The sequence below is a fragment of the Pseudomonas sp. HMSC076A11 genome, assembly GCF_001810205.1.
GTDB classification, from domain to species: domain Bacteria; phylum Pseudomonadota; class Gammaproteobacteria; order Pseudomonadales; family Pseudomonadaceae; genus Pseudomonas; species Pseudomonas aeruginosa.
This window is the reverse complement of the sequence record NZ_KV800299.1, coordinates 137,565-157,155: the sequence shown is the minus strand read 5'-3', so window position 1 is coordinate 157,155 and position 19,591 is coordinate 137,565. Positions and strand designations below refer to the sequence as shown.

At 65.9% G+C, this 19,591-nt stretch carries 19 protein-coding genes and 1 other RNA gene; 4 read left to right on the top strand and 16 right to left on the bottom strand.

The window, feature by feature from the left end; all coding sequences use genetic code 11:
• Positions 1 to 3: 3 nt before the first annotated feature.
• The 14 genes from HMPREF2716_RS13055 to rsmI form a co-directional block, all read right to left on the bottom strand.
• Complete coding sequence (locus tag HMPREF2716_RS13055; RefSeq protein WP_023518066.1) at positions 4 to 963, bottom strand: D-alanine--D-alanine ligase; 960 nt, start codon at positions 961 to 963, stop codon at positions 4 to 6.
• Positions 960 to 2,402, bottom strand: coding sequence for a UDP-N-acetylmuramate--L-alanine ligase (gene murC / locus HMPREF2716_RS13050; protein ID WP_003094121.1), 1,443 nt, complete (start codon positions 2,400 to 2,402; stop codon positions 960 to 962). The genes HMPREF2716_RS13055 and murC overlap by 4 nt, the downstream gene beginning before the upstream one ends.
• A complete protein-coding gene (murG, locus tag HMPREF2716_RS13045) occupies positions 2,395 to 3,468 on the bottom strand; it encodes an undecaprenyldiphospho-muramoylpentapeptide beta-N-acetylglucosaminyltransferase (protein ID WP_009315945.1) in 1,074 nt (357 codons plus the stop codon). The genes murC and murG overlap by 8 nt, the downstream gene beginning before the upstream one ends.
• Positions 3,458 to 4,657, bottom strand: coding sequence for a putative lipid II flippase FtsW (ftsW, locus tag HMPREF2716_RS13040; RefSeq protein ID WP_003094125.1), 1,200 nt, complete (start codon positions 4,655 to 4,657; stop codon positions 3,458 to 3,460). The genes murG and ftsW overlap by 11 nt, the downstream gene beginning before the upstream one ends.
• A complete protein-coding gene (gene murD / locus HMPREF2716_RS13035; RefSeq protein WP_003103104.1) occupies positions 4,657 to 6,003 on the bottom strand; it encodes a UDP-N-acetylmuramoyl-L-alanine--D-glutamate ligase in 1,347 nt (448 codons plus the stop codon). Before murD ends, ftsW begins: the two co-directional genes overlap by 1 nt.
• Before the next feature lie 13 nt (positions 6,004 to 6,016).
• A complete protein-coding gene (gene mraY, locus HMPREF2716_RS13030) occupies positions 6,017 to 7,099 on the bottom strand; it encodes a phospho-N-acetylmuramoyl-pentapeptide-transferase (protein WP_003094129.1) in 1,083 nt (360 codons plus the stop codon).
• Positions 7,099 to 8,475, bottom strand: coding sequence for a UDP-N-acetylmuramoyl-tripeptide--D-alanyl-D-alanine ligase (gene murF / locus HMPREF2716_RS13025; protein ID WP_070621910.1), 1,377 nt, complete (start codon positions 8,473 to 8,475; stop codon positions 7,099 to 7,101). The genes mraY and murF overlap by 1 nt, the downstream gene beginning before the upstream one ends.
• On the bottom strand, positions 8,468 to 9,931 hold the full coding sequence (locus tag HMPREF2716_RS13020) for a UDP-N-acetylmuramoyl-L-alanyl-D-glutamate--2,6-diaminopimelate ligase (protein WP_003094133.1): 1,464 nt from the start codon (positions 9,929 to 9,931) through the stop codon (positions 8,468 to 8,470). Before HMPREF2716_RS13020 ends, murF begins: the two co-directional genes overlap by 8 nt.
• A complete protein-coding gene (ftsI, locus tag HMPREF2716_RS13015) occupies positions 9,931 to 11,670 on the bottom strand; it encodes a peptidoglycan D,D-transpeptidase FtsI (RefSeq protein WP_003094139.1) in 1,740 nt (579 codons plus the stop codon). Before ftsI ends, HMPREF2716_RS13020 begins: the two co-directional genes overlap by 1 nt.
• Positions 11,667 to 11,960, bottom strand: a complete 294-nt coding sequence (gene ftsL / locus HMPREF2716_RS13010) for a cell division protein FtsL (protein ID WP_003094142.1) — start codon at positions 11,958 to 11,960, stop codon at positions 11,667 to 11,669. Before ftsL ends, ftsI begins: the two co-directional genes overlap by 4 nt.
• The gene (gene rsmH / locus HMPREF2716_RS13005) at positions 11,957 to 12,898 is read right to left on the bottom strand and encodes a 16S rRNA (cytosine(1402)-N(4))-methyltransferase RsmH (RefSeq protein WP_003110151.1); all 942 of its coding nucleotides are present in this window, start codon (positions 12,896 to 12,898) and stop codon (positions 11,957 to 11,959) included. Before rsmH ends, ftsL begins: the two co-directional genes overlap by 4 nt.
• A gap of 2 nt (positions 12,899 to 12,900) precedes the next feature.
• Positions 12,901 to 13,356 (bottom strand): division/cell wall cluster transcriptional repressor MraZ, encoded by a 456-nt coding sequence (gene mraZ / locus HMPREF2716_RS13000; RefSeq protein ID WP_003103101.1) that lies wholly within the window; start codon positions 13,354 to 13,356, stop codon positions 12,901 to 12,903.
• 314 nt (positions 13,357 to 13,670) lie between these two features.
• Positions 13,671 to 14,020, bottom strand: an RNA gene (gene rnpB, locus HMPREF2716_RS12995) — RNase P RNA component class A.
• 40 nt (positions 14,021 to 14,060) lie between these two features.
• Positions 14,061 to 14,909: a 16S rRNA (cytidine(1402)-2'-O)-methyltransferase gene (gene rsmI / locus HMPREF2716_RS12990; RefSeq protein WP_070621909.1), complete on the bottom strand. Its 849-nt coding sequence runs from the start codon at positions 14,907 to 14,909 to the stop codon at positions 14,061 to 14,063.
• A gap of 126 nt (positions 14,910 to 15,035) precedes the next feature.
• Here rsmI and HMPREF2716_RS12985 point away from each other — a divergent pair, with 126 nt between their 5' ends.
• The 4 genes from HMPREF2716_RS12985 to HMPREF2716_RS12970 are packed head-to-tail and all read left to right on the top strand — an operon-like array spanning position 15,036 to position 18,421.
• Positions 15,036 to 16,850, top strand: coding sequence for a penicillin-binding protein activator (locus HMPREF2716_RS12985; protein ID WP_023518069.1), 1,815 nt, complete (start codon positions 15,036 to 15,038; stop codon positions 16,848 to 16,850).
• Positions 16,847 to 17,224 carry a YraN family protein gene (locus tag HMPREF2716_RS12980; protein ID WP_003110149.1) on the top strand — a complete coding sequence of 126 codons (378 nt, stop codon included), beginning with the start codon at positions 16,847 to 16,849 and terminating at the stop codon, positions 17,222 to 17,224. The genes HMPREF2716_RS12985 and HMPREF2716_RS12980 overlap by 4 nt, the downstream gene beginning before the upstream one ends.
• 28 nt (positions 17,225 to 17,252) lie before the next feature.
• On the top strand, positions 17,253 to 17,846 hold the full coding sequence (locus HMPREF2716_RS12975; protein WP_003094149.1) for a phosphoheptose isomerase: 594 nt from the start codon (positions 17,253 to 17,255) through the stop codon (positions 17,844 to 17,846).
• Positions 17,843 to 18,421: a BON domain-containing protein gene (locus HMPREF2716_RS12970; protein WP_003094151.1), complete on the top strand. Its 579-nt coding sequence runs from the start codon at positions 17,843 to 17,845 to the stop codon at positions 18,419 to 18,421. Before HMPREF2716_RS12975 ends, HMPREF2716_RS12970 begins: the two co-directional genes overlap by 4 nt.
• A gap of 55 nt (positions 18,422 to 18,476) precedes the next feature.
• Here the strand turns inward: HMPREF2716_RS12970 and HMPREF2716_RS12965 are convergent, their stop codons facing one another.
• The gene (locus HMPREF2716_RS12965; RefSeq protein ID WP_003094153.1) at positions 18,477 to 18,884 is read right to left on the bottom strand and encodes a ClpXP protease specificity-enhancing factor; all 408 of its coding nucleotides are present in this window, start codon (positions 18,882 to 18,884) and stop codon (positions 18,477 to 18,479) included.
• Positions 18,885 to 18,895: 11 nt separating this feature from the next.
• Positions 18,896 to 19,513 carry a glutathione S-transferase N-terminal domain-containing protein gene (locus HMPREF2716_RS12960; RefSeq protein WP_003094155.1) on the bottom strand — a complete coding sequence of 206 codons (618 nt, stop codon included), beginning with the start codon at positions 19,511 to 19,513 and terminating at the stop codon, positions 18,896 to 18,898.
• Positions 19,514 to 19,591 lie beyond the last annotated feature (78 nt).

The window sequence follows — 19,591 nt, the reverse complement described above, 5'->3', positions numbered from 1 at the left end:
GGCTTATCCCCTCGCCTCGCGGCTATCGGCCAGGATCGCCAGCACCAGTTGCTGGAAATCCAGGCCGGCGGCCCGCGCGGCCATAGGCACCAGGCTGTGGTCGGTCATGCCTGGTGCGGTGTTGACTTCAAGCAGCCAGAAACGCCCTTCGGCGTCCTGCATCACGTCCGCCCGCCCCCAGCCCTGGATGCCCAGGGCGTCGCAGGCGCGCGCGGTGAGTTCCTTCAGCTCGCGTTCCTTGGCCTCGTCGAGACCGCAGGGCACCTGGTAGCGGGTATCGCTGGCCAGGTACTTGGCGTCGTAGTCGTAGAAGGTGTGCGGCGTGCCCAGGCGGATCGCCGGCAGCACCTGCCCGCGCAAGGTCGCCACGGTGAATTCCGGGCCGCTGATCCACTGCTCGACCAGCACCTGCGAGTCGTAGCGGGCCGCTTCGCGCCACGCCGCGATCAATTCGTCTAGCCCGCCGACCTTGGCCATGCCGATGCTCGAGCCTTCGTGAGCCGGCTTGACGATCAGCGGGAAACCCAGTCGCTGCGCCGCTTCGCGGCAGTCATCCTCGCTGGCCAACACCGCGTAGTCCGGGGTCGGCAGGCCGAGGCTGAGCCAGACCCGCTTGGTCCGCAGCTTGTCCATCGCCAGCGCCGAGGCCAGCACGCCGCTGCCGGTGTAGGGAATGCCCGCGCACTCGAGCAGGCCCTGCATGCTGCCATCCTCGCCGCCACGACCGTGGAGAATGATGAAGACACGGTCGATCTTCTCCTCGACCAGGCGTTGCAGCAGGTCTTCGCCGACATCGATGCCGAAGGCATCGACCCCGGCGGCCAGCAGGGATTGCAGGACCATCGCGCCGGACTTCAGCGACACCTCGCGCTCGGCGCTCTTGCCGCCGAACAGCACGGCGACACGGCCGAACGCCTTGGGATCCTGGGTGCCGTTCAGCAGGCTATCGAGGCAAAGGTTCATGCGCCCTTCCCTCCCTTGCCGGCGAACAGCGGGTTCTTGATCAGTTGCGGGGCCAGGCCGCCGACATCGCCAGCGCCCTGGCAAAGCAGGATGTCGCCAGCGCGCAGCAGCGGCTTGACCAGCGGCGCCAGGTCGGCGTCGCGCTCGAAGTAGATCGGGTCAAGCTGGCCGCGCTGGCGGATGCTGTGGCACAGCTGGCGGCTGTCGGCTCCCGGGATCGGCTCTTCGCCGGCCGGATAGACCTCCATCAACAGCAGCACGTTGGCTTCGCCCAGCACCTGCACGAAGTCTTCGTACAGGTCGCGGGTACGGGTATAGCGATGCGGCTGGTAGACCATCACCAGGCGACGCTCCGGCCAACCGCCACGGATCGCCTTGATCACCGCGGCGACTTCGCGCGGATGGTGGCCGTAATCGTCCACCAGCATCACGCTGCCACCCTCGACCTGCAGCTCGCCGTAGACCTGGAAGCGCCGGCCTACGCCCTGGAAGCCGGACAGCCCCTGGACGATGGCTTCGTCGGAGATGCCCTCGTCGGTAGCGATGACGATGGTCGCCAGGGAATTCAGCACGTTGTGCAGGCCGGGCATGTTCACCGAGACGTCCAGCGGCTCGCGCTCCGGGCGCAACACGGTGAACCAGGTGCGCATGCCTTCCTGGCGGATGTTGATCGCGCGCACGTCGGCGTCTTCGCTGAGGCCGTAGGTCACGGTCGGGCGGGCGATCTGCGGGAGGATCTCACGCACAACCGGATCATCCACGCACATCACCGCCAGTCCGTAGAACGGCAGGTTGTGGAGGAACTCGACGAAGGTCTTCTTCAGCTTGTTGAAGTCGCCGCCGTAGGTCGCCATGTGGTCGGCGTCGATATTGGTGACCACCGCGACCATCGGTTGCAGGTGCAGGAAGCTGGCGTCGCTCTCGTCGGCCTCGGCCACCAGGTAGCGGCTGGCGCCGAGCTGGGCGTTGGTCCCGGCGGCGTTCAGCCGGCCGCCGATGACGAAGGTCGGGTCCAGGCCGCCGGCGGCGAACACCGAGGCGATCAGGCTGGTAGTGGTGGTCTTGCCGTGGGTGCCGGCTACCGCGATGCCGTGCCGGTAGCGCATCAGCTCGGCGAGCATCTCCGCACGCGGCACCACCGGAATCCGCCGTTCCAGGGCCGAGGCCACTTCCGGGTTGGCCCGGTTGATGGCACTGGACACCACCAGCACGTCGGCACCGTCGGCGTTTTCCGCCTGGTGGCCGATGAAGATCTGCGCGCCGAACTTCTCCAGGCGCTCGGTCACCGCCGAGGCCTTGAGGTCCGAGCCGGATACCTCGTAGCCGAGGTTCAGCAGCACTTCGGCGATCCCGCACATGCCGGCGCCGCCGATGCCGACGAAATGGATGCGGCGGATACGGCGCATGGTCCGGGTGACGCCATTCGGTTCTTTAACCACGGGCCACCTCCAGGCAGGCATCGACCACCGTCCGGGTAGCCTCGGGTTTCGCCAGGCTGCGTGCCTGGTCTGCCATGGAGCGCAGGGTTTCGGGATGCATCAGGACCTCGGACAGCTGCGCGGCCAGTTCGGCCGCGCCGGTAGACTTTTGCGGCAGCAGGCGGCCGGCGCCGCTGCGTACCAGGAATTCGGCATTGCGGGTCTGGTGATCGTCGATCGCGTGAGGCAACGGCACCAGGAAGGCGGGTAATCCCGCCGCCGTCAGCTCGCTGACGGTCAGCGCGCCGGCGCGGCAGATCACCAGGTCGGCCCAGGCGTAGGCCGCGGCCATGTCGCTGATGAAGGGCGCGACGTCCGCTTCGACCGCCACTGTGCGATAACGCTCGGCGGTAATCTCGGCATGCTGACGACCGGCCTGATGGCGGATTGCCGGACGGATTTCCCGCGGCACCTGCGCCAGGGCCTCTGGCAACAGCTTGTTCAGCGGTTCCGCGCCAAGGCTGCCGCCGAGCACCAGCAGGTTGACCCGACGGCCGGTCAGCGGCGCGCGGGCGTGCGCGTCGAGGAACAGCTCGCCGCGCACCGGATTGCCGGTGGTCAGACGCTTGTCACTGGCCGGGAAGGTATCCGGGAATGCCTCGCAGACGCGCCTGGCGATCGGCGCCAGGCTGCGGTTGGCGGTGCCGGCCACGGCGTTCTGCTCGTGGATCACCAGCGGCACGCCGTTGAGGCGCGCAGCCAGGCCGCCCGGGCCGGTGACATAGCCACCCAGGCCGAGCACGCAGACCGGCCTCAGCTGGCGAATCACCCGCAGCGCCTGGAACAGCGACTTGAGCAGTTCCAGCGGCGCCTTGACCAGCGACTTCAGGCCCTTGCCGCGCAGCCCGCTGACCTGGATCAGGTGCAACGGCAGGCCGGCCTTGGGTACCAGGTCATTCTCGATGCCGCGCGGCGTCCCCAGCCAGTGCACGGCATAGCCGCGCGCCTGGAACTCCCGCGCACAGGCGAGCGCCGGGAACACGTGTCCGCCGGTGCCACCCGCCATGATCAGGACATTACCTTTCATCGGCAAAGTCCTCTTCGTTGAACTCATATTCCTCGCTACCCAGGTGGGTTCGCCGTTCCCATTCGATGCGCAGCAACATCCCCAGACAGGCACAGCAGATCACCAGCGAACTGCCGCCGTAGCTGAGGAACGGCAGGGTCAGGCCCTTGGTCGGCAGCAGGCCGACGTTCACCCCGATGTTGATCAGGAACTGGCCGATCCAGAGGAAGGCCAGGCCGTAGGCCACGTAGGCGGAGAAGAACTGCTTGGCCTGCTCGGCCCAGATGCCGATGTACAGCGCGCGCAGGCTGACGAACACGAACAGGGCGACGGTCGCCAGGGCGCCGACGATGCCCAGCTCCTCTGCAAGCACGGCGAAGACGAAGTCGGTGTGCGCCTCCGGCAGGTAGAACTGCTTCTGGATGCTGTTGCCCAGTCCCATGCCCAACCAGCCGCCGCGGCCGAAGGCGATCAGCGCCTGGCTCAACTGATAGCCGGCGCCGAACTGGTCGGCCCAGGGGTCGGTGAAGTTGGTCAGGCGTGCCATCCGGTAGGGCTGGGTCTGGATCAGCAGGACCACCGCGCCGACCGCCAGCAGCACCATCAGGCCGAAGCGGAACAGCCCCACCCCGCCGAGGAACAGCATGGCCGCGGCAGCGCCCATCATTACCACGGTGGCGCCGAAGTCCGGCTCGCGCAGCAGCAGGCCGGCCATCGGCAGCAACACCACGAAGGGCTTGAAGAAGCCCATCCAGCTTTCCCGGACCTCCTGCTGGCGGCGGATCAGGTAGCCGGCCATGAAGATCACCACGCAGACCTTGGCGATCTCCGAAGGCTGGATGTTGAACAGGCCGAAGCCGATCCAGCGCATCGAGCCGTTCACCTCGCGGCCGATACCGGGGGTGATCACCAGCACCAGCAGGCCGAAGGCGACCAGCAACAGCTTCCAGCCCCAACGCTGCCAGGTGGCCATCGGGACCATCATGGTCAGGCCGCAGGAAATCAGGCCGATCACCAGGTAGATCAGGTGACGGACGGAGAAGTACAGCGGGTTGCCCGACTGCGCCGCCGCCACCTCGGAAGAGGCGGAAGTCACCATCACCAGGCCGAGGCCGAGCAGCGCCAGGCAACCCGCCAGCAGCGGGAAGTCCAGGTCGATGCCGTGCCGGCTCAACAGCGGCGACGGGAAGGGGCGCAACACCGACAGCATCACGCTAGCTCCTCTACGGCTTTGGCGAACAGGCGTCCGCGTTCTTCGAAGTTCTTGAACATGTCCAGGCTCGCGCAGGCCGGCGACAACAGCACCGCATCGCCCTCGCGGGCCAGCTCGGCGGCCTGCCGGACTGCCTCGTCCAGCGTTGCGACGCGCACCAGCGGTACCGCGTTGCCCAGCGCCTGGGCAATCAGCCCGGCGTCGCGGCCGAGCAGTACCACCGCCCGGCAGAAGCGCGCGACCGGCTCGCGCAGGTCATGGAAATCGGCGCCCTTGCCGTCTCCGCCGGCGAGCAGCACCAGCTTGCCGTCGATGTCGGCACCCAGCCCCTCGATCGCCGCCAGGGCGGCGCCGACGTTGGTGGCCTTGGAATCGTCGTAGTAGCTCACGCCCTGCCGCTCGCGTACCCACTGGCAGCGATGAGCCAGGCCGGAAAACGCCTTCAGCGCGCCGAGCATGGCGTCGAACGGCAGGCCGACCGCATGGCCCAGCGCCAGCGCGGCGAGCGCGTTGGAATAGTTGTGGGCGCCACGGATCTTCAGTTCGCCAACCGGCAGCAGCTTGTCGAACTGGAACGCCAGCCACTTCTGGCCGTCTTCCTCGATCAGGCCGAAAGCCTTGAAGTCCGGCTTGTTCAGGCCGAACGACCAGCACGGCACGGTATCGGCGATCAGCGGTCGGGTCAGGGCATCGGCGCGATTCACCACGACCTGGCGGGCACCGCGGAAGATCCGGTGCTTGGCCAGGTGGTAGTCAGCCATGCCGTCGTAGCGATCCATATGGTCTTCGCTGACGTTCAGCACGGTCGCCACCTCGGCGTTGAGGCGATCGCAGGTTTCCAGCTGGAAGCTCGACAGCTCCAGCACGTACAGCTCGATGTCGTCGGCCAGCAGGTCGAGCGCCGGGGTGCCGAGGTTGCCGCCGACGGCGACACGCTTGTCCGCGGCCACCGCCATTTCGCCCACCAGGGTGGTCACGGTGCTCTTCGCGTTGGAACCGGTGATGGCGACGATCGGGGCCTTCGCCTCGCGGGCGAAGAGATCGATGTCACCGGAGATGCGCACGCCTTTCGCGGCGGCCTGTACCAGCGCAGGGGTGCGCAGCGACAAGCCGGGGCTGACATAGAGTTCGCGGGCGGAGCAGAGGAACTCGGCGTCGAGTTCGCCGCAACGCACTTCCACCTGCGGATACTGGGCACGCAGGGTGGCCAGCTCCGGCGGGTTCTCTCGGGTATCGACCACGGCGAAAGGCAAGCCGCGGCGCGCCAGGTAGCGCACCAGGGACATGCCGCTCTTGCCGAGGCCGACAACGATGCGGAAGTGGTCGGAGGCGATCAGGCTCATGCTCTCTTCGTCCTCAACGCAGCTTCAGGGTGGCGAGGCCGATCAGCACCAGGATCACGGTGATGATCCAGAAGCGCACGATCACGCGCGGCTCCGGCCAGCCTTTCAGTTCGAAATGGTGATGGATCGGCGCCATGCGGAAGACGCGGCGTCCGGTCAGCTTGAAGGAAGCGACCTGGATCATCACCGAGAGGGTTTCCATGACGAACACCCCACCCATGATGAACAGCACGATCTCCTGGCGCACGATCACCGCGATGGTGCCCAGCGCGGCGCCCAGCGCCAGCGCGCCGACGTCGCCCATGAAGACCTGCGCCGGATAGGTGTTGAACCAGAGGAAGCCGAGGCCGGCGCCGACCAGCGCGGCGCAGAACACGATCAGCTCGCCGGCGCCCGGTACGTTGGGAATCAGCAGGTACTCGGCGAACTTCACGTTGCCCGACAGGTAGCAGAAGATGCCCAGCGCGCCGGCAACCATTACCGTCGGCATGATCGCCAGGCCGTCGAGACCGTCGGTGAGGTTCACCGCATTGCTCGAACCGACGATGACGAAGTAGGTCAGGACCACGAAGAAGATGCCCAACTGGATCTCGACGCTCTTCAGCATCGGCACGATCAGGGTGGTCTCGATCGGGGTTTCGGCAGTCATATAGAGGAACACGGCGGCGCCGATGCCGAACACCGACTGCCAGAAGTACTTCCAGCGGCTCGGCAGGCCGCGGGAGTTCTTCTCGATCACCTTGCGGTAGTCGTCCACCCAGCCGATGGCACCGAACAGCAGGGTAACGACCAGCACCACCCACACGTAGCGGTTGGAAAGATCCGCCCACAGCAGCGTGCTGATGGCGATGGCGGTAAGGATCAGGGCGCCGCCCATGGTCGGGGTGCCCTTCTTCGACAGGTGCGACTGCGGACCGTCGTTGCGCACGGCCTGGCCGATCTGGCGGATCTGCAAGGTACGGATCATCCAGGGCCCCAGCCACAGCGACAGCGACAGCGCGGTGAGCACGCTGAGAATGCCGCGCAGGGTCAGGTACTGGAAGACGCCGAAGCCCTTGTAGAACTGTTGCAGGTATTCGGCCAGCAGCAGGAGCATTAGTGACTCTCCTCGGAGGAACCGCACAGCGCCGCGACGACTTTGTCCATCGCCGCGCTGCGGGAACCCTTGATCAAAATGGTGGTTGTCGGTTGTTCGGTGGCCAGCGCCCCGATCAGGCTGGCCTGGTCGGCGAAGTGCCGGCCCGTGGCGCCGAACGCCTGTACGGCGTGGGCCATCAGCGGTCCGACCGCATAGAGCGCGGACACCTTGCCAACGGCGTAGGCGCCCACCTCGCGGTGGGCCTGCTCGGCCCAGGAACCGAGTTCGCCCATGTCTCCGAGGACCAGGACGGTGCGCCCGGAAAAGTCGCTCAGTATATCAATCGCCGCCAGCATTGACGCGGGGTTGGCGTTGTAGCTGTCGTCTATCACACGCAGCCCGCTGGCGGTCAGTTGCGCTACCGCGCGGCCCTTGACCGGCTGCAGCGCCTGCAGCCCGGCGACGATCCCATCCAGCGGCACGCCCAGTGCATGGGCGGCAGCGGCGGCAGCCAGGGCATTGGCGACATTGTGCCGCCCCAGCAGGTTGAGCTGGACCTGCGCTTCACCCGCTACGCCCTGCAGCCTGAAGCCCATGCAGCCGCGCGCATCGCGCTGCAGATCGGCGGCGCGGAAATCGGCCTGGGGCCGGTCGAGGGAGAAAGTCAGCAACGGACGGCCGCTGGCACGGGCCTTCCAGGTGTCGAAGGCCTTGTCGTCCAGGTTCAGCACGGCGGTGCCGTCGGCGGCCAGCCCTTCGAGTATCTCGCCCTTCGCCTCGACGATCTTCTCCGGTCCGCCGAACTCGCCGACATGGGCGGTTCCGGCATTGGTGATGATCGCCACGTGCGGGCGGGTCAGCTCAACCGTGTAGGCGATCTCGCCGATGCGCGAGGCGCCCAGTTCGATCACTGCGCTACGGTGCTGCGGCGCCAGTTGCAGCAGGGTCAGCGGTACGCCGAGGTCGTTGTTCAGATTGCCACGGGTAGCCAGCACCGACTCGGCATCGCCGGCCTGGGTACGCAGGATGCTGGCGAGCATCTCCTTGACCGTGGTCTTGCCGCTGGAGCCCGTCATGGCCGCCAGCGGGCCGGTGAACTTGCGCCGGTTCAGCGCGCCCAGTCGCCCCAGGGCCGCACGGGTATCGCGCACCAGCAATTGCGGCAGGGGCGCGTCGGCGACTTCGCGCTCCACCAGCGCAGCCACCGCGCCCTTGGCGGCAACCTCGGCGAGATAGTCGTGGCCGTCGAAACGCGGCCCACTCAGGGCAATGAACAGTTGGCCGGGCCCGATGGCGCGACTGTCGGTGGAAACCGCCGAAAAGACGGCGTCCTCGCCGATCAGGCGGGCGTCCAGCGCGACCGTCAACTGGCTGAGGCGAAGAGGCTCAAGCATGCGGCACCTCCCAGGCGGCCAGGGCGCGCTCGGCCTGCTCGATGTCGGAGAACGGATGGCGTACGCCGTCGATCTCCTGATAATCCTCGTGACCCTTGCCAGCCAGGAGCACCACGTCATCCACCGCAGCGGAAGCGATCAGATGGGCGATCGCCTCACCGCGCGACGGCAGGAAGGTAACCTTGTCAGCGGCAGCGAAGCCTTTGCGGATATCGGCGATGATCGCCGCACTGGCCTCGGTGCGCGGGTTGTCGTCGGTGACCAGCACCCCATCCGCCAGGCGTTCGGCGATCGCAGCCATCAGCGGACGCTTGCCGGCATCGCGATCGCCACCGCAGCCGAACAGGCACAGCAGGCGCGCGGCCGCGTGCGGACGCAGGGCCTCCAGGACTTTTTCCAGGGCGTCGGGAGTATGCGCGTAGTCCACCACCACCAGCGGCTTGTCGCCGCCTCCCAGGCGCTGCATGCGGCCGACCGGCCCCTGCAGTTGCGGCAAGGTGCGGAGGATATCGCCCAGGGGATAACCCAGGCCAAGCAACGCACCGACCGCCGCCAGCAGGTTGCTCAGGTTGAAGCGGCCGAGCAACGGGCTGCGCAGCAGGCCCTCGCCGTGCGGAGTGACCAGCGCCGCCTCGATGCCGGCGTCGCCGAAGCGCGCTTCGCGGCAATAGAGGAACGCCGAGCTGTCGGTGAGGCTGTAGGTGATCAGCTCCGAGTCCTGCTCCTCGCCGGCCAGTCGACGGCCGAAGTCGTCGTCCAGGTTGATCACCCGGCAGCGCAGGCCCGGCCAGGCGAACAGCTTGGCCTTGGCGGCGGCATAGGCTTCCATCGAACCGTGATAGTCGAGGTGGTCGCGGGACAGATTGGTGAACACCGCAATATCGAAACCGAGCGCCGCCACGCGGCCCTGGTCGAGGCCGTGGGAAGACACTTCCATCGCTACCGCGCGGGCGCCGGCCTGCTTCAGCGTGGCCAGCGTGGCCTGCACCGCGAGCGGGTCCGGCGTGGTGTGCCGGCCGCTCTCCAGGGCGCCGTAGAAACCGGTGCCGAGGGTGCCGACGATGCCGCAGCGCTCGCCGAGCAGATCCAGGGCCTGGGCCACCAGTTGGCTGACGCTGGTCTTGCCGTTGGTGCCGGTGACGCCGATCAGGTCCAGCCCGCGGCTCGGCTCGCCGTAGAAACGCCCGGCGACCGCCGACAGTTGCGCGGCCAGCCCCTTCACCGCGATCAGCGGCGCATCGCTGGGCGGCAGCTCTCCGGCGCCTTCCGCCTCGTAAGCCACGGCAGCCGCGCCCTTGGCCAGGGCATCGGCGATGTGCGCACGACCATCCTGGCGCCCGCCCGGCACCGCCAGGAACAGGTCGCCCGGACGAACGCCGCGGCTATCCAGGGTCAGCTCGCGGATCAGCAGATCGCGCTCGGCCTGGGGAAACAGTTGGTTCAGGCTCATAGGCATCAGCCACGCCCTCCTTTTGCGGGCGCAGCATTGACCTGCTGCTGTTCGGTGGCCGTCGGCAGGTTATCCGGCGGCACGTTCATCAGGCGCAGCGCGCCAGCCATGACCTTGCTGAACACCGGCGCCGACACCAGGCCGCCGAAGTAGCCCGCCTTGCTCGGCTCGTCGATCACCACGACCATCGCGATGCGCGGATCGGTGGCCGGGGCGAAACCGGCGAACAGCGAGCGATAGGCGTTTTCCCGGTAGCCCTTGGTGCCGACCGAGACCTTGCGCGCGGTCCCGCTCTTGCCGGCGGCGTGGTAACCCGGCACCTGGGCGCGGAACACCCCGCCCTGGGCCTCGACCACTTGTTGCAGCATGCCCTGCACGGTGGAAGCCACTTCAGGCGAGATCACCTGCACGCCATCCGGCACGCGGTCGACTCGGGTCATGCTCAGCGGCACGCTCTTGCCGTCGTTGGCCAGGGCCGCATAGGCATGCGCCAACTGGATCGCGGTTACCGAGAGACCGTAGCCGTAGGCCAGGGTCGCGGTTTCCGCCTTCGGCCACTTGCGGTGGTTGGGCAGGTTGCCGACGCGCTCGCCGGGGAAGCCCAACCCCGTGTCCTGCCCGAGGCCGACCTGTTGCATGACCGAGTAGATGGATTCGGCGCCGATGTCGAAGGCGATCTTGCTGATGCCGACGTTGCTCGACTTGATCAGGATGCCGGTGAGATCGAGTTGCCGCGAATTGCGCGATACGTCGCGAATGGTGTAGCGGCCGATCTGCAGGGTGCCCGGGTAGACGTCGACGATATCGCTGGGTTTCCAGCGCCCGCTGGCCAGCGCCGCGCTCATCGAGAACGGCTTGACCGTCGAGCCCGGCTCGAACACGTCGATCATCGCCCGGTTGCGCATGGCCGCCGGCTGCAGGTTACGACGATTGTTCGGGTTGTAGGTGGGCTGGTTGGTCATGGCCAGGATCTCCCCGGTCTTCACGTCCATGATCACCAGGCTGCCGGCCTTGGCGCCGTTTTCCAGCAGAGCGTTGCGCAGTTCGCGATGAGCCAGGTACTGCAGGCGCAGGTCGATGGACAGCGCAAGGGTCTTGCCCGGTTTGGCATTCTTGGTGACCTGCACGTCCTTGATCACGCGGCCACGGCGATCCTTGAGCACCTGGCGCTTGCCCGGCACGCCGGCCAGCCATTCGTCGAAAGCCAGCTCGATACCTTCGCGACCGCGGTCGTCGACATCGGTAAAGCCGACCGCATGGGCCACCACTTCGCCAGCCGGGTAGAAACGCCGAAACTCCTCGATGGAGTACACGCCGGGCACCTTCAGGGCGATCACGCCTTCGCCCTGCTCCGGGGTCAGCCCACGGACCAGATAGATGAACTCGCGCTCGGCGTTCTGCTCGATGCGGTCGGCGAACAGCTTGGTATCCTGCCCGAGCGCCGCCGCCAGTTGCGGCCAGCGTTCCTTGGCGGTCATCAGCTCCTTGGGGTTGGCCCACAGGGTGGTGACCGGGGTGCTCACCGCCAGCGGTTCGCCGTTGCGGTCAGTGATCAGGCCCCGGTGCGCAGGGATGGCTATATGCCGCACGCTACGCGCGTCGCCCTGGCCCTTGAGGAAGTCATGGTCGATCACGTGCAGGTCGACGATTCGCCAGACGATGGCGCCGACCATCGCCAGCAGCAGGCCGACGATCACGCAGAACCGCCATGGGTAGAGGGCGCCCTGGAAATAATTCAGTTTCATGGCGCCACCATCCTGACCTCGGCCGGGTCGGGAACGCGCATGCGCAACTGTTCCACCGCCAGGCTTTCGATGCGGCTATGGGCGGTCCAGGTGCTCTGCTCGAGAATCAACCGGCCCCACTCGGCCTGCGCCTTGTCGCGCACGCTCAGCTCGGAATACAGCGAGTTGAGCAGTTGCCGGTTCCAGTAGGTGCTGTAGGCCACGGCAATCGCCGAGAGCAGCAGACCTATATAAAGCAGCAACATGAGGAAGCTGCCGGTAGGCAGGCGCTTGACGAAGAGACGGCTCATCTCAGCTTCTCCGCCACGCGCATGACCGCGCTGCGCGAGCGCGGGTTGGCCTTGAGTTCTTCTTCCGAAGCGTACTGCGGCTTGCCCAGCAGCTTCAGGCGCGGCTCGAAGACCTTGGAACGGATCGGCAGGTCGCGCGGCAGGTTGTCCGCCTCGCCCTTGGCGTGCTTGCGCATGAACAGCTTGACGATGCGGTCTTCCAGGGAATGGAAACTGATCACCACCAGCCGGCCGCCGACGGCCAGCGATTCGAGCGCGGCGTCAAGGCCACGCTCGAGATCGCCCAGCTCATTGTTCACATGGATGCGCAGGCCCTGGAATGCGCGGGTCGCCGGATTCTTGCCCTTCTCCCAGGCGGGGTTGGCAACCGTGATCACTTCGGCGAGATCGGCAGTCCGTTCGAACGGCCGCTCCTGACGGCGCTGCACGATGGCGCGGGCCATCCGCTTGGCGAAGCGCTCTTCGCCATATTCCTTGAAGACCCGGGCGATTTCCTCTTCGGTGGCGTTGGCGATGAACTCCGCTGCGCTGATGCCCTGGCCGGGATTCATGCGCATGTCCAGCGGACCATCGTTGAGGAAGCTGAAGCCGCGCTCGGGATCGTCGAGTTGCGGCGACGACACGCCAAGGTCGAGCAGGACGCCATCGACCCGCCCTTCGAGACCGCGTGCGCGCACCTCATCGCCCAGTTCGGCGAACGAGCGCTGCACAATGACGAAGCGGCCGTCTTCGGCCGCCAATGCTTTTCCTGTCTGGATGGCCTGGGGATCTTTGTCGAATCCGAGCAGGCGTCCCCCGGCGCCCAGTTTCTCGAGCAAGGCTCGACTATGGCCCCCTCTTCCGAAGGTACCGTCCAGATAGCAGCCGTCCTCCCGCGGGGCCAGTGCGGAAACGGCCTCCTCGAGCAGAACGGTGATATGGCGGTAGGTGGCATTCATAGTCAAAGGATCAGGTCGCGTAGTTCGTCCGGCAGCCCACCGGGTTGTTTGATTGCCGCCAGGTCGGCTTCAGCCATGGCGTTCCAGGCATCCTCATCCCACAACTGAAACTTGTTCAGTTGCCCCACCAGCATCGCCCGCTTGTCCAGCTTGGCGTACTCGCGCAGGCGCGGCGGAATCAGGAAACGCCCGTTTCCGTCCAGTTCCAGATCGACGGCATTACCGATCAGCAGCCGCTGCAGGCGCCGCGTTTCTTCTCGCAAAGAAGGCAGCTCGCGCAGCTTGGCTTCGATCAGTTCCCATTCGGGTAAGGGGTAAACGGTGAGGCAGGGGTCGACTGCGTCGATAGTGACGATGAGCTGGCCGGCACAACGCGAAACGAGCTCGTCACGATACCGACTCGGCATCGCGAGGCGCCCTTTGGCGTCGAGACTTATGGCATTAGCTCCGCGAAACACGTCAGCGCTTCCCCTGTGGTTGGCTTTCCATGCCAATTGATCCCACTTTTACCCACTTCATACCACTTCTGCACACTATAGAAATCCACACTCCCCACCGTCAAGGCGCGTCAGAAGTGAAAAATCCTTACAGGACGGAGATTTAGCGTGCTTTTGGAAGGTTGCGGAGCGCTTTTAGAAGTAAAAGAGATGACAAAACACAATAAGTCCAAAGTCTTAGCCTTCGAACTTAAAGTGATTTATCAAGAGTTGCGGCTTTTCGCTTTTGCGACGGACGGATAAAACCGGGAAAAAGCGAAGAGAGTGGGAAGAAGTGGGAGAGTCGATCTATAAGCCGGGTTCTGTCGAGGACAGCCATTCCTCTGGGACGCACATCACTGTACGCCTCAAGCGACCTACCCGAATCCAACGCGGGCCGCGCCAATGGATTCCTATTTGGTCTTGCTCCGAGTGGGGTTTACCTAGCCACGCACTGTTGCCAGCCGTGCGGTGCGCTCTTACCGCACCTTTTCACCCTTACCGGCGCTGTTGCGCTTAGGCGGTTATTTTCTGTGGCACTTTCCGTAGGCTCGCGCCTCCCAGGCGTTACCTGGCACTCTGCCCTATGGAGCCCGGACTTTCCTCCACCGCGCTATTGCGCGACAGCGACTGTCCAATCGACTCTCCGCCGACAAGGTTAGCGGGAGCAGGCGCGAAGAACAAGCTCAACTCTTCCCTTGGCGTTGCAAAGCCTGTTGATACAAAAGGTTTTTTCGCAGCCCGGTAATTTCCGCCGCCAGCGCCGCGGCTTTCTTCAACGGCAGCTCGGCAAGCAGCAGGTCGAGCACCCTGAGCGCCTCCGCACCGATCGACTCCTCGCCTTCCGGCGCCTGCCACCCCGCCACCAGCACAACGCACTCGCCGCGCTGCTGGTTGCTGTCCGACGCGACCCAATCGTGCAGTTCGGCCAACGGCAGGCTGCGAATGGTCTCGAAGGTCTTGCTCAGCTCCCGCGCCAGCACCGCACGGCGCTCCCCGCCGAACACGTCGCGCATGTCCGCCAGGCTTTCCAGCAGACGATGGGGCGCCTCGTAGAAAATCAGCGTGCGCGGCTCTTCCTGTACCGCCTGGAGGCGGCTGCGTCGTCCCGCAGCCTTGGCGGGCAGGAAACCTTCGAAGATGAACCGGTCCGACGGCAATCCCGCCGCCGACAGCGCCGCGATCAGCGCGCAGGAGCCCGGCACCGGGACCACCCGGATACCCAGCGCCTGTGCCTGGCGCACCAGGTGGAAGCCGGGATCGGAAATCAGCGGGGTACCGGCGTCCGAGATCAGCGCGACGTCTTCCCCACCCTGCAGCCGGGAGATGAAGCGCCCGCCCTCCTCGCGCTCGTTGTGCTCGTGGCAGGCCGCCAATGGCGTCTCGATGCCGAAGTGCTGGAACAGCCGGATCGAATGGCGGGTATCCTCCGCAGCCACCAGGGCCACCTCCCGCAGCACCCGCAGGGCCCGCGGGCTGATGTCGTCGAGATTGCCGATCGGGGTCGCCACTACGAACAGAGTGCCTGCTGACACGAAAATACCTCGGGAGCTATCTGAAAAGGCGGCATTGTATCGCGATTCAGGGTGCCGCCATCGCACCCGAGGCGGGCCTCCGGTACAATCGGCGACTCTTCGTGAATGCGCCATGAGAAGCCCTATATGATCGCTTGCCTGCGTCCGCTTTCTGCTCTGATCCTGGCCGGTCTGCTGACCGCCTGCGCGACCTCGTCCAATTCCGGACTGGGCGAACTTCCCCGTACGCCGAATGCCAGCATCGAGCAGTTGTTGCAACAGGCCAGCCAGAGCAAGCCCGAGGAAGCGGCGCTGCTGCGCCTCTCGGCAGCGGACCTTGCCTACCAGCAGAAGGACCTCGCCAGGTCCACCGCCATCCTGGGACAGATCCCGCTGGAAAGCCTGAAACCGGCCCAGCAGGTCTTCGCCAGCACCCTGAACGCCGAACTGGCCCTCGCCCGCAGCAAGCCCAAGGCCGCCCTGCAGGCATTGCAGCATCCGAGCATGCAGCATCTCAGCGAACTGCCGGTGACCCAGCAGGTTCGTACCCAGCGCGCCAAGGCCCAGGCCCTCGCCGCCGACGGCCAGGTCCTTGCCGCAGCCAAGGAGCGCATCTACTTCGCACCGCTGCTCGAGGGCCCGGCGGTGATCGAGAACCAGGAAAAGATCTGGACCCTGGTCAGCAGCCTGCCGGTCGACCAGTTGCAACCGAGCGCCAACGAAGGCGACCTCAGCGGCTGGCTGACCCTGGCACGCATCACCAAGACCTCGCCGACCCTGCAGCAACAGCAGGCCAGCATCGAGAGCTGGCAACAGCAGAACCCCGAGCACCCGGCGGCCAAGCACTTGCCGGCGGCGCTGGAGAAACTCAAGACGCTGTCCCAGCAGCCGCTGACCCGCATCGCCCTCCTGCTACCCCAGCAGGGGCAGTTGGCCAACGTCGCCCGGGCCCTGCAGGACGGCTTCCTCGCCGCCCACTTCCAGGCCCAGCAGGCCGGCCAGAACCCTCCTTCGATCAAACTCTACGACAGTACCCAGGTGCGCTCGCTAGATGACTTCTACCGCCAGGCCCAGGCCGATGGCGTCGAACTGGTCGTCGGTCCACTGGAGAAGCCGCTGGTCAAGCAACTCGCCAGCCGCGAGCAACTACCGATCACCACCCTCGCACTCAACTACAGCGACAACAGCCAGGAAGGCCCGGCGCAGCTGTTCCAGTTCGGCCTCGCCGCCGAGGACGAAGCGCGCGCGGTGGCCAGCCGGGCCTGGGGCGACGGCATGCGCCGGGCCGTGGCGCTGGTGCCGCGCGGCGAATGGGGCGACCGCGTGCTGGCCGCCTTCAGCCAGAGCTGGCAGTCCGCGGGCGGCAGCCTGATCGCCGCCGAGCATGTCGACCAGCCGGTCCAACTGGCGCAACAGATCGCCGACCTGCTGCAACTGCGCCAGAGCGAAGGCCGCGCCCAGCGCCTGCAAGGCGCCCTCGGCAGCCAGATCGCCACCCAGCCGTCGCGCCGCCAGGACATCGACTTCGTGTTCCTCGCCGCCACCCCGCAGCAGGCCCGCCAGATCAAGCCGACCCTGGCCTTCCAGTACGCCGGCGACCTTCCGGTCTACGCCACTTCGCACCTCTACACCGGGACCAACAACCCGACCCAGGACCAGGACCTCAACGGCATCCGCTTCTGCGAGACCCCGTGGCTGCTCAACCCCAGCGACCCGACCCGCCAGCAGGTCGCCGCCCAATGGCCCCAGGCCAACGGCAGCATGGGCCGCCTCTACGCCATGGGCGTCGACGCCTACCGCCTCGCTCCGCGACTGCCTGAACTGAAGGCCGTGCCGAGCCTGCAGATCGACGGCCTGACCGGTACCCTGAGCCTGAATCCGACCCAGCGCATCGAACGCCAGTTGCAATGGGCCGAATTCCGCAATGGCCAGGCCCAGCCGCTGGGGACCACCAGCTTTTGACCGATAGGGAAAGCTCCCGGGACAAGGGGCGCCAGGCCGAGGAACTGGCCTGCGCCCATCTACGGCGACAGGGCCTTGCCACACTTGGCAAGAATTGGACCTGTCGCCGCGGAGAGCTCGATCTGGTCATGCTCGACGGCGATACAGTAGTATTCGTCGAAGTCCGCTCCCGCCGGCATCGCGCCTGGGGCGGAGCCCTGGAGAGCATCGACGCGCGCAAGCGGCAACGCCTGATTCTCTCCGCCGAACTTTTTCTGCAACAGGAGGCGCGCTGGGCCAAACGCCCCTGTCGCTTCGATGTGGTCACCGTCGATACCAGCGACGGACAATCACCACCGCGACTGGACTGGATTCAGAACGCATTCGACGCCTGATCAGCCGCCCCACCGAAGGTCATTACCGATGGACATGCAACACCGTATCCGCCAGCTCTTCCAGGCCAGCATCGAGACCAAGCAGCAGGCCCTGGAAGTACTGCCTCCCTATATCGAGCAAGCCAGCCTGGTGATGGTCAATGCGCTGCTCAACGAGGGCAAGATCCTCTCCTGCGGCAATGGCGGCTCGGCCGGCGATGCCCAGCACTTCTCCTCCGAACTGCTCAACCGCTTCGAGCGCGAACGTCCGAGCCTGCCGGCCGTGGCCCTGACCACCGACAGCTCGACCATCACCTCGATCGCCAACGACTACAGCTACAACGAAGTCTTCTCCAAGCAGATCCGCGCCCTGGGCCAGCCGGGCGACGTCCTGCTGGCGATTTCCACCAGCGGCAATTCGGCCAACGTGATCCAGGCCATCCAGGCTGCCCACGACCGCGAGATGCTGGTGGTCGCCCTGACCGGCCGCGACGGTGGCGGCATGGCTTCGCTGCTGCTGCCGGAAGACGTGGAGATCCGCGTTCCTTCCAAGATCACCGCACGCATCCAGGAAGTCCACCTGCTGGCCATCCACTGCCTCTGCGACCTGATCGACCGCCAACTGTTCGGGAGTGAAGAATGAGCCGTACCGCCTTCGTCGCCGCCACCCTGGCCCTGAGCCTGGCCCTGGGAGGCTGCAGCAGTTTCCTCAGCGCCACCCGGGACAAACCGATCGACGACGATCGCGGGACCCGAACCATCGGCAGCAAGATCGACGACTCGCTGATCGAGACCAAGGCCGCGGTGAACATCGCCAAGGCCGATCCGGCCCTGGACAAGGACTCTCACATCGTCGTGGTCAGCTACAACGGCATCGTGCTGATCGCCGGCCAGACCCCGCGCGCCGACCTCAAGAGCAAGGCCGAGCAGGCCGCACGCACGGTGCAGAAGGTCAAGAACGTGCATAACGAACTGCAGGTGACCTCGCCCTCCTCCCTGCTCGCCCGCAACAACGACGCCTGGATCACCACCAAGCTGAAGACCCAGATGCTCAGCGATCCCAACGTGCCCTCGTCGCGGATCAAGGTGGTCACCGAGAACGGCATCGTCTACATGATGGGCCTGGTCAACCAGCAGGAAGCCGCCCAGGCTGTCCGCGTCGCCCAGGGCGTCGACGGGGTGCAGAAGATCGTCAAGCTGTTCGAATACATAAACTGAAGAACAGCGAACGAAAAAAGGCGATCCTTCGATCGCCTTTTTCATTGCCCGCCGTTTACTTGACCACCTTCAGGGATGGCCTGCCACTGGGACGCGGCGGCTCATCGGACGGCCCACCATCGTCATCGCCCGGCTCGTCGTCCACCGGACCCGGCTGCTCCAGATCGAAGACCATGCCCTGTCCGTTTTCCCGGGCGTAGATGGCCATTACCGCCAGCGCTGGAATGTACAGGCTCTGCGCCACGCCGCCGAAACGCCCCTCGAAGCTGACCGCCTCGTTGTCCATGTGCAGATGCCGCACGGCAGAGGGCGAGACATTGAGCACGATCTGCCCATCGCTGGCATAACCCGGAGGCACCTTTACCCCGGCGAACTCTGCGTTCACCAGGATATGTGGCGTGCAATCGTTGTCGACGATCCATTCATAGAGCGCGCGGACCAGATAGGGACGGCTGGAATTCATCTTCATGTTCCTTAACGCATATCTCGTTCAACGGAAGACAGGCTGGCCCGGAAGCTTTCCCGGGCGAATCCGCGCTCCATGTAGTCGAGCAACGGCTTGGCCTGCCGCGGCAACTCGATGCCCAGCAACGGCAGACGCCAGAGGATCGGCAACAGGCAGCAATCCACCAGGCTGAAATCCTCGCTGAGGAAATATGCCTTGTCGGCGAACAGCGGGGAAACCCCGGTCAGGCTCTCGCGCAACTCCTTGCGCGCCTGGACCCGCTCGGCCTCCTTGCTGCGCGCATCCAGGATCCGGTCCACCAGGGAACACCAGTCCCGCTGGATACGATGGATCAACAGGCGGCTGTTGGCACGCTTCACCGGATAATCGGGCAGCAGCGGCGGATGCGGATAGCGTTCGTCGAGGTATTCCATGACCACCGTCGGCTCGTACAGCGCCAGGTCGCGATCGACCAGGGTCGGTACGCTGCCGTAGGGGTTGACCTCCGCCAGCATCGGCGGACAGCGGCCCGCCTCGATATCGATCACCTCTACCGCCACGTTCTTCTCGGCCAGGACCAGGCGGATGCGATGGCAGTAATGATCGGCAGGGTCGGAATAGCAGGTCAGCTTGTTGATTGAAGCCATGGAGCCCTCCTCGCAGGTCGACTTGTGGGAGGTGAAAAGACGCGCGCGCCCCGTAGGGCGCGCGCTTCGAAGACCAAC

What these genes read in the sequence shown, in the direction of transcription:
- HMPREF2716_RS13055 (WP_023518066.1), bottom strand. Translation starts at nt 963, where the DNA reads ATGAACCTTTGCCTCGATAGCCTGCTGAACGGCACCCAGGATCCCAAG.
- murG (WP_009315945.1), bottom strand. Translation starts at nt 3,468, where the DNA reads ATGAAAGGTAATGTCCTGATCATGGCGGGTGGCACCGGCGGACACGTG.
- ftsW (WP_003094125.1), bottom strand. Translation starts at nt 4,657, where the DNA reads ATGCTGTCGGTGTTGCGCCCCTTCCCGTCGCCGCTGTTGAGCCGGCAC.
- murD (WP_003103104.1), bottom strand. Translation starts at nt 6,003, where the DNA reads ATGAGCCTGATCGCCTCCGACCACTTCCGCATCGTTGTCGGCCTCGGC.
- mraY (WP_003094129.1), bottom strand. Translation starts at nt 7,099, where the DNA reads ATGCTCCTGCTGCTGGCCGAATACCTGCAACAGTTCTACAAGGGCTTC.
- murF (WP_070621910.1), bottom strand. Translation starts at nt 8,475, where the DNA reads ATGCTTGAGCCTCTTCGCCTCAGCCAGTTGACGGTCGCGCTGGACGCC.
- HMPREF2716_RS13020 (WP_003094133.1), bottom strand. Translation starts at nt 9,931, where the DNA reads ATGCCTATGAGCCTGAACCAACTGTTTCCCCAGGCCGAGCGCGATCTG.
- ftsI (WP_003094139.1), bottom strand. Translation starts at nt 11,670, where the DNA reads ATGAAACTGAATTATTTCCAGGGCGCCCTCTACCCATGGCGGTTCTGC.
- ftsL (WP_003094142.1), bottom strand. Translation starts at nt 11,960, where the DNA reads ATGAGCCGTCTCTTCGTCAAGCGCCTGCCTACCGGCAGCTTCCTCATG.
- rsmH (WP_003110151.1), bottom strand. Translation starts at nt 12,898, where the DNA reads ATGAATGCCACCTACCGCCATATCACCGTTCTGCTCGAGGAGGCCGTT.
- HMPREF2716_RS12985 (WP_023518069.1), top strand. Translation starts at nt 15,036, where the DNA reads ATGATCGCTTGCCTGCGTCCGCTTTCTGCTCTGATCCTGGCCGGTCTG.
- HMPREF2716_RS12975 (WP_003094149.1), top strand. Translation starts at nt 17,253, where the DNA reads ATGGACATGCAACACCGTATCCGCCAGCTCTTCCAGGCCAGCATCGAG.
- HMPREF2716_RS12970 (WP_003094151.1), top strand. Translation starts at nt 17,843, where the DNA reads ATGAGCCGTACCGCCTTCGTCGCCGCCACCCTGGCCCTGAGCCTGGCC.
- HMPREF2716_RS12965 (WP_003094153.1), bottom strand. Translation starts at nt 18,884, where the DNA reads ATGAATTCCAGCCGTCCCTATCTGGTCCGCGCGCTCTATGAATGGATC.
- HMPREF2716_RS12960 (WP_003094155.1), bottom strand. Translation starts at nt 19,513, where the DNA reads ATGGCTTCAATCAACAAGCTGACCTGCTATTCCGACCCTGCCGATCAT.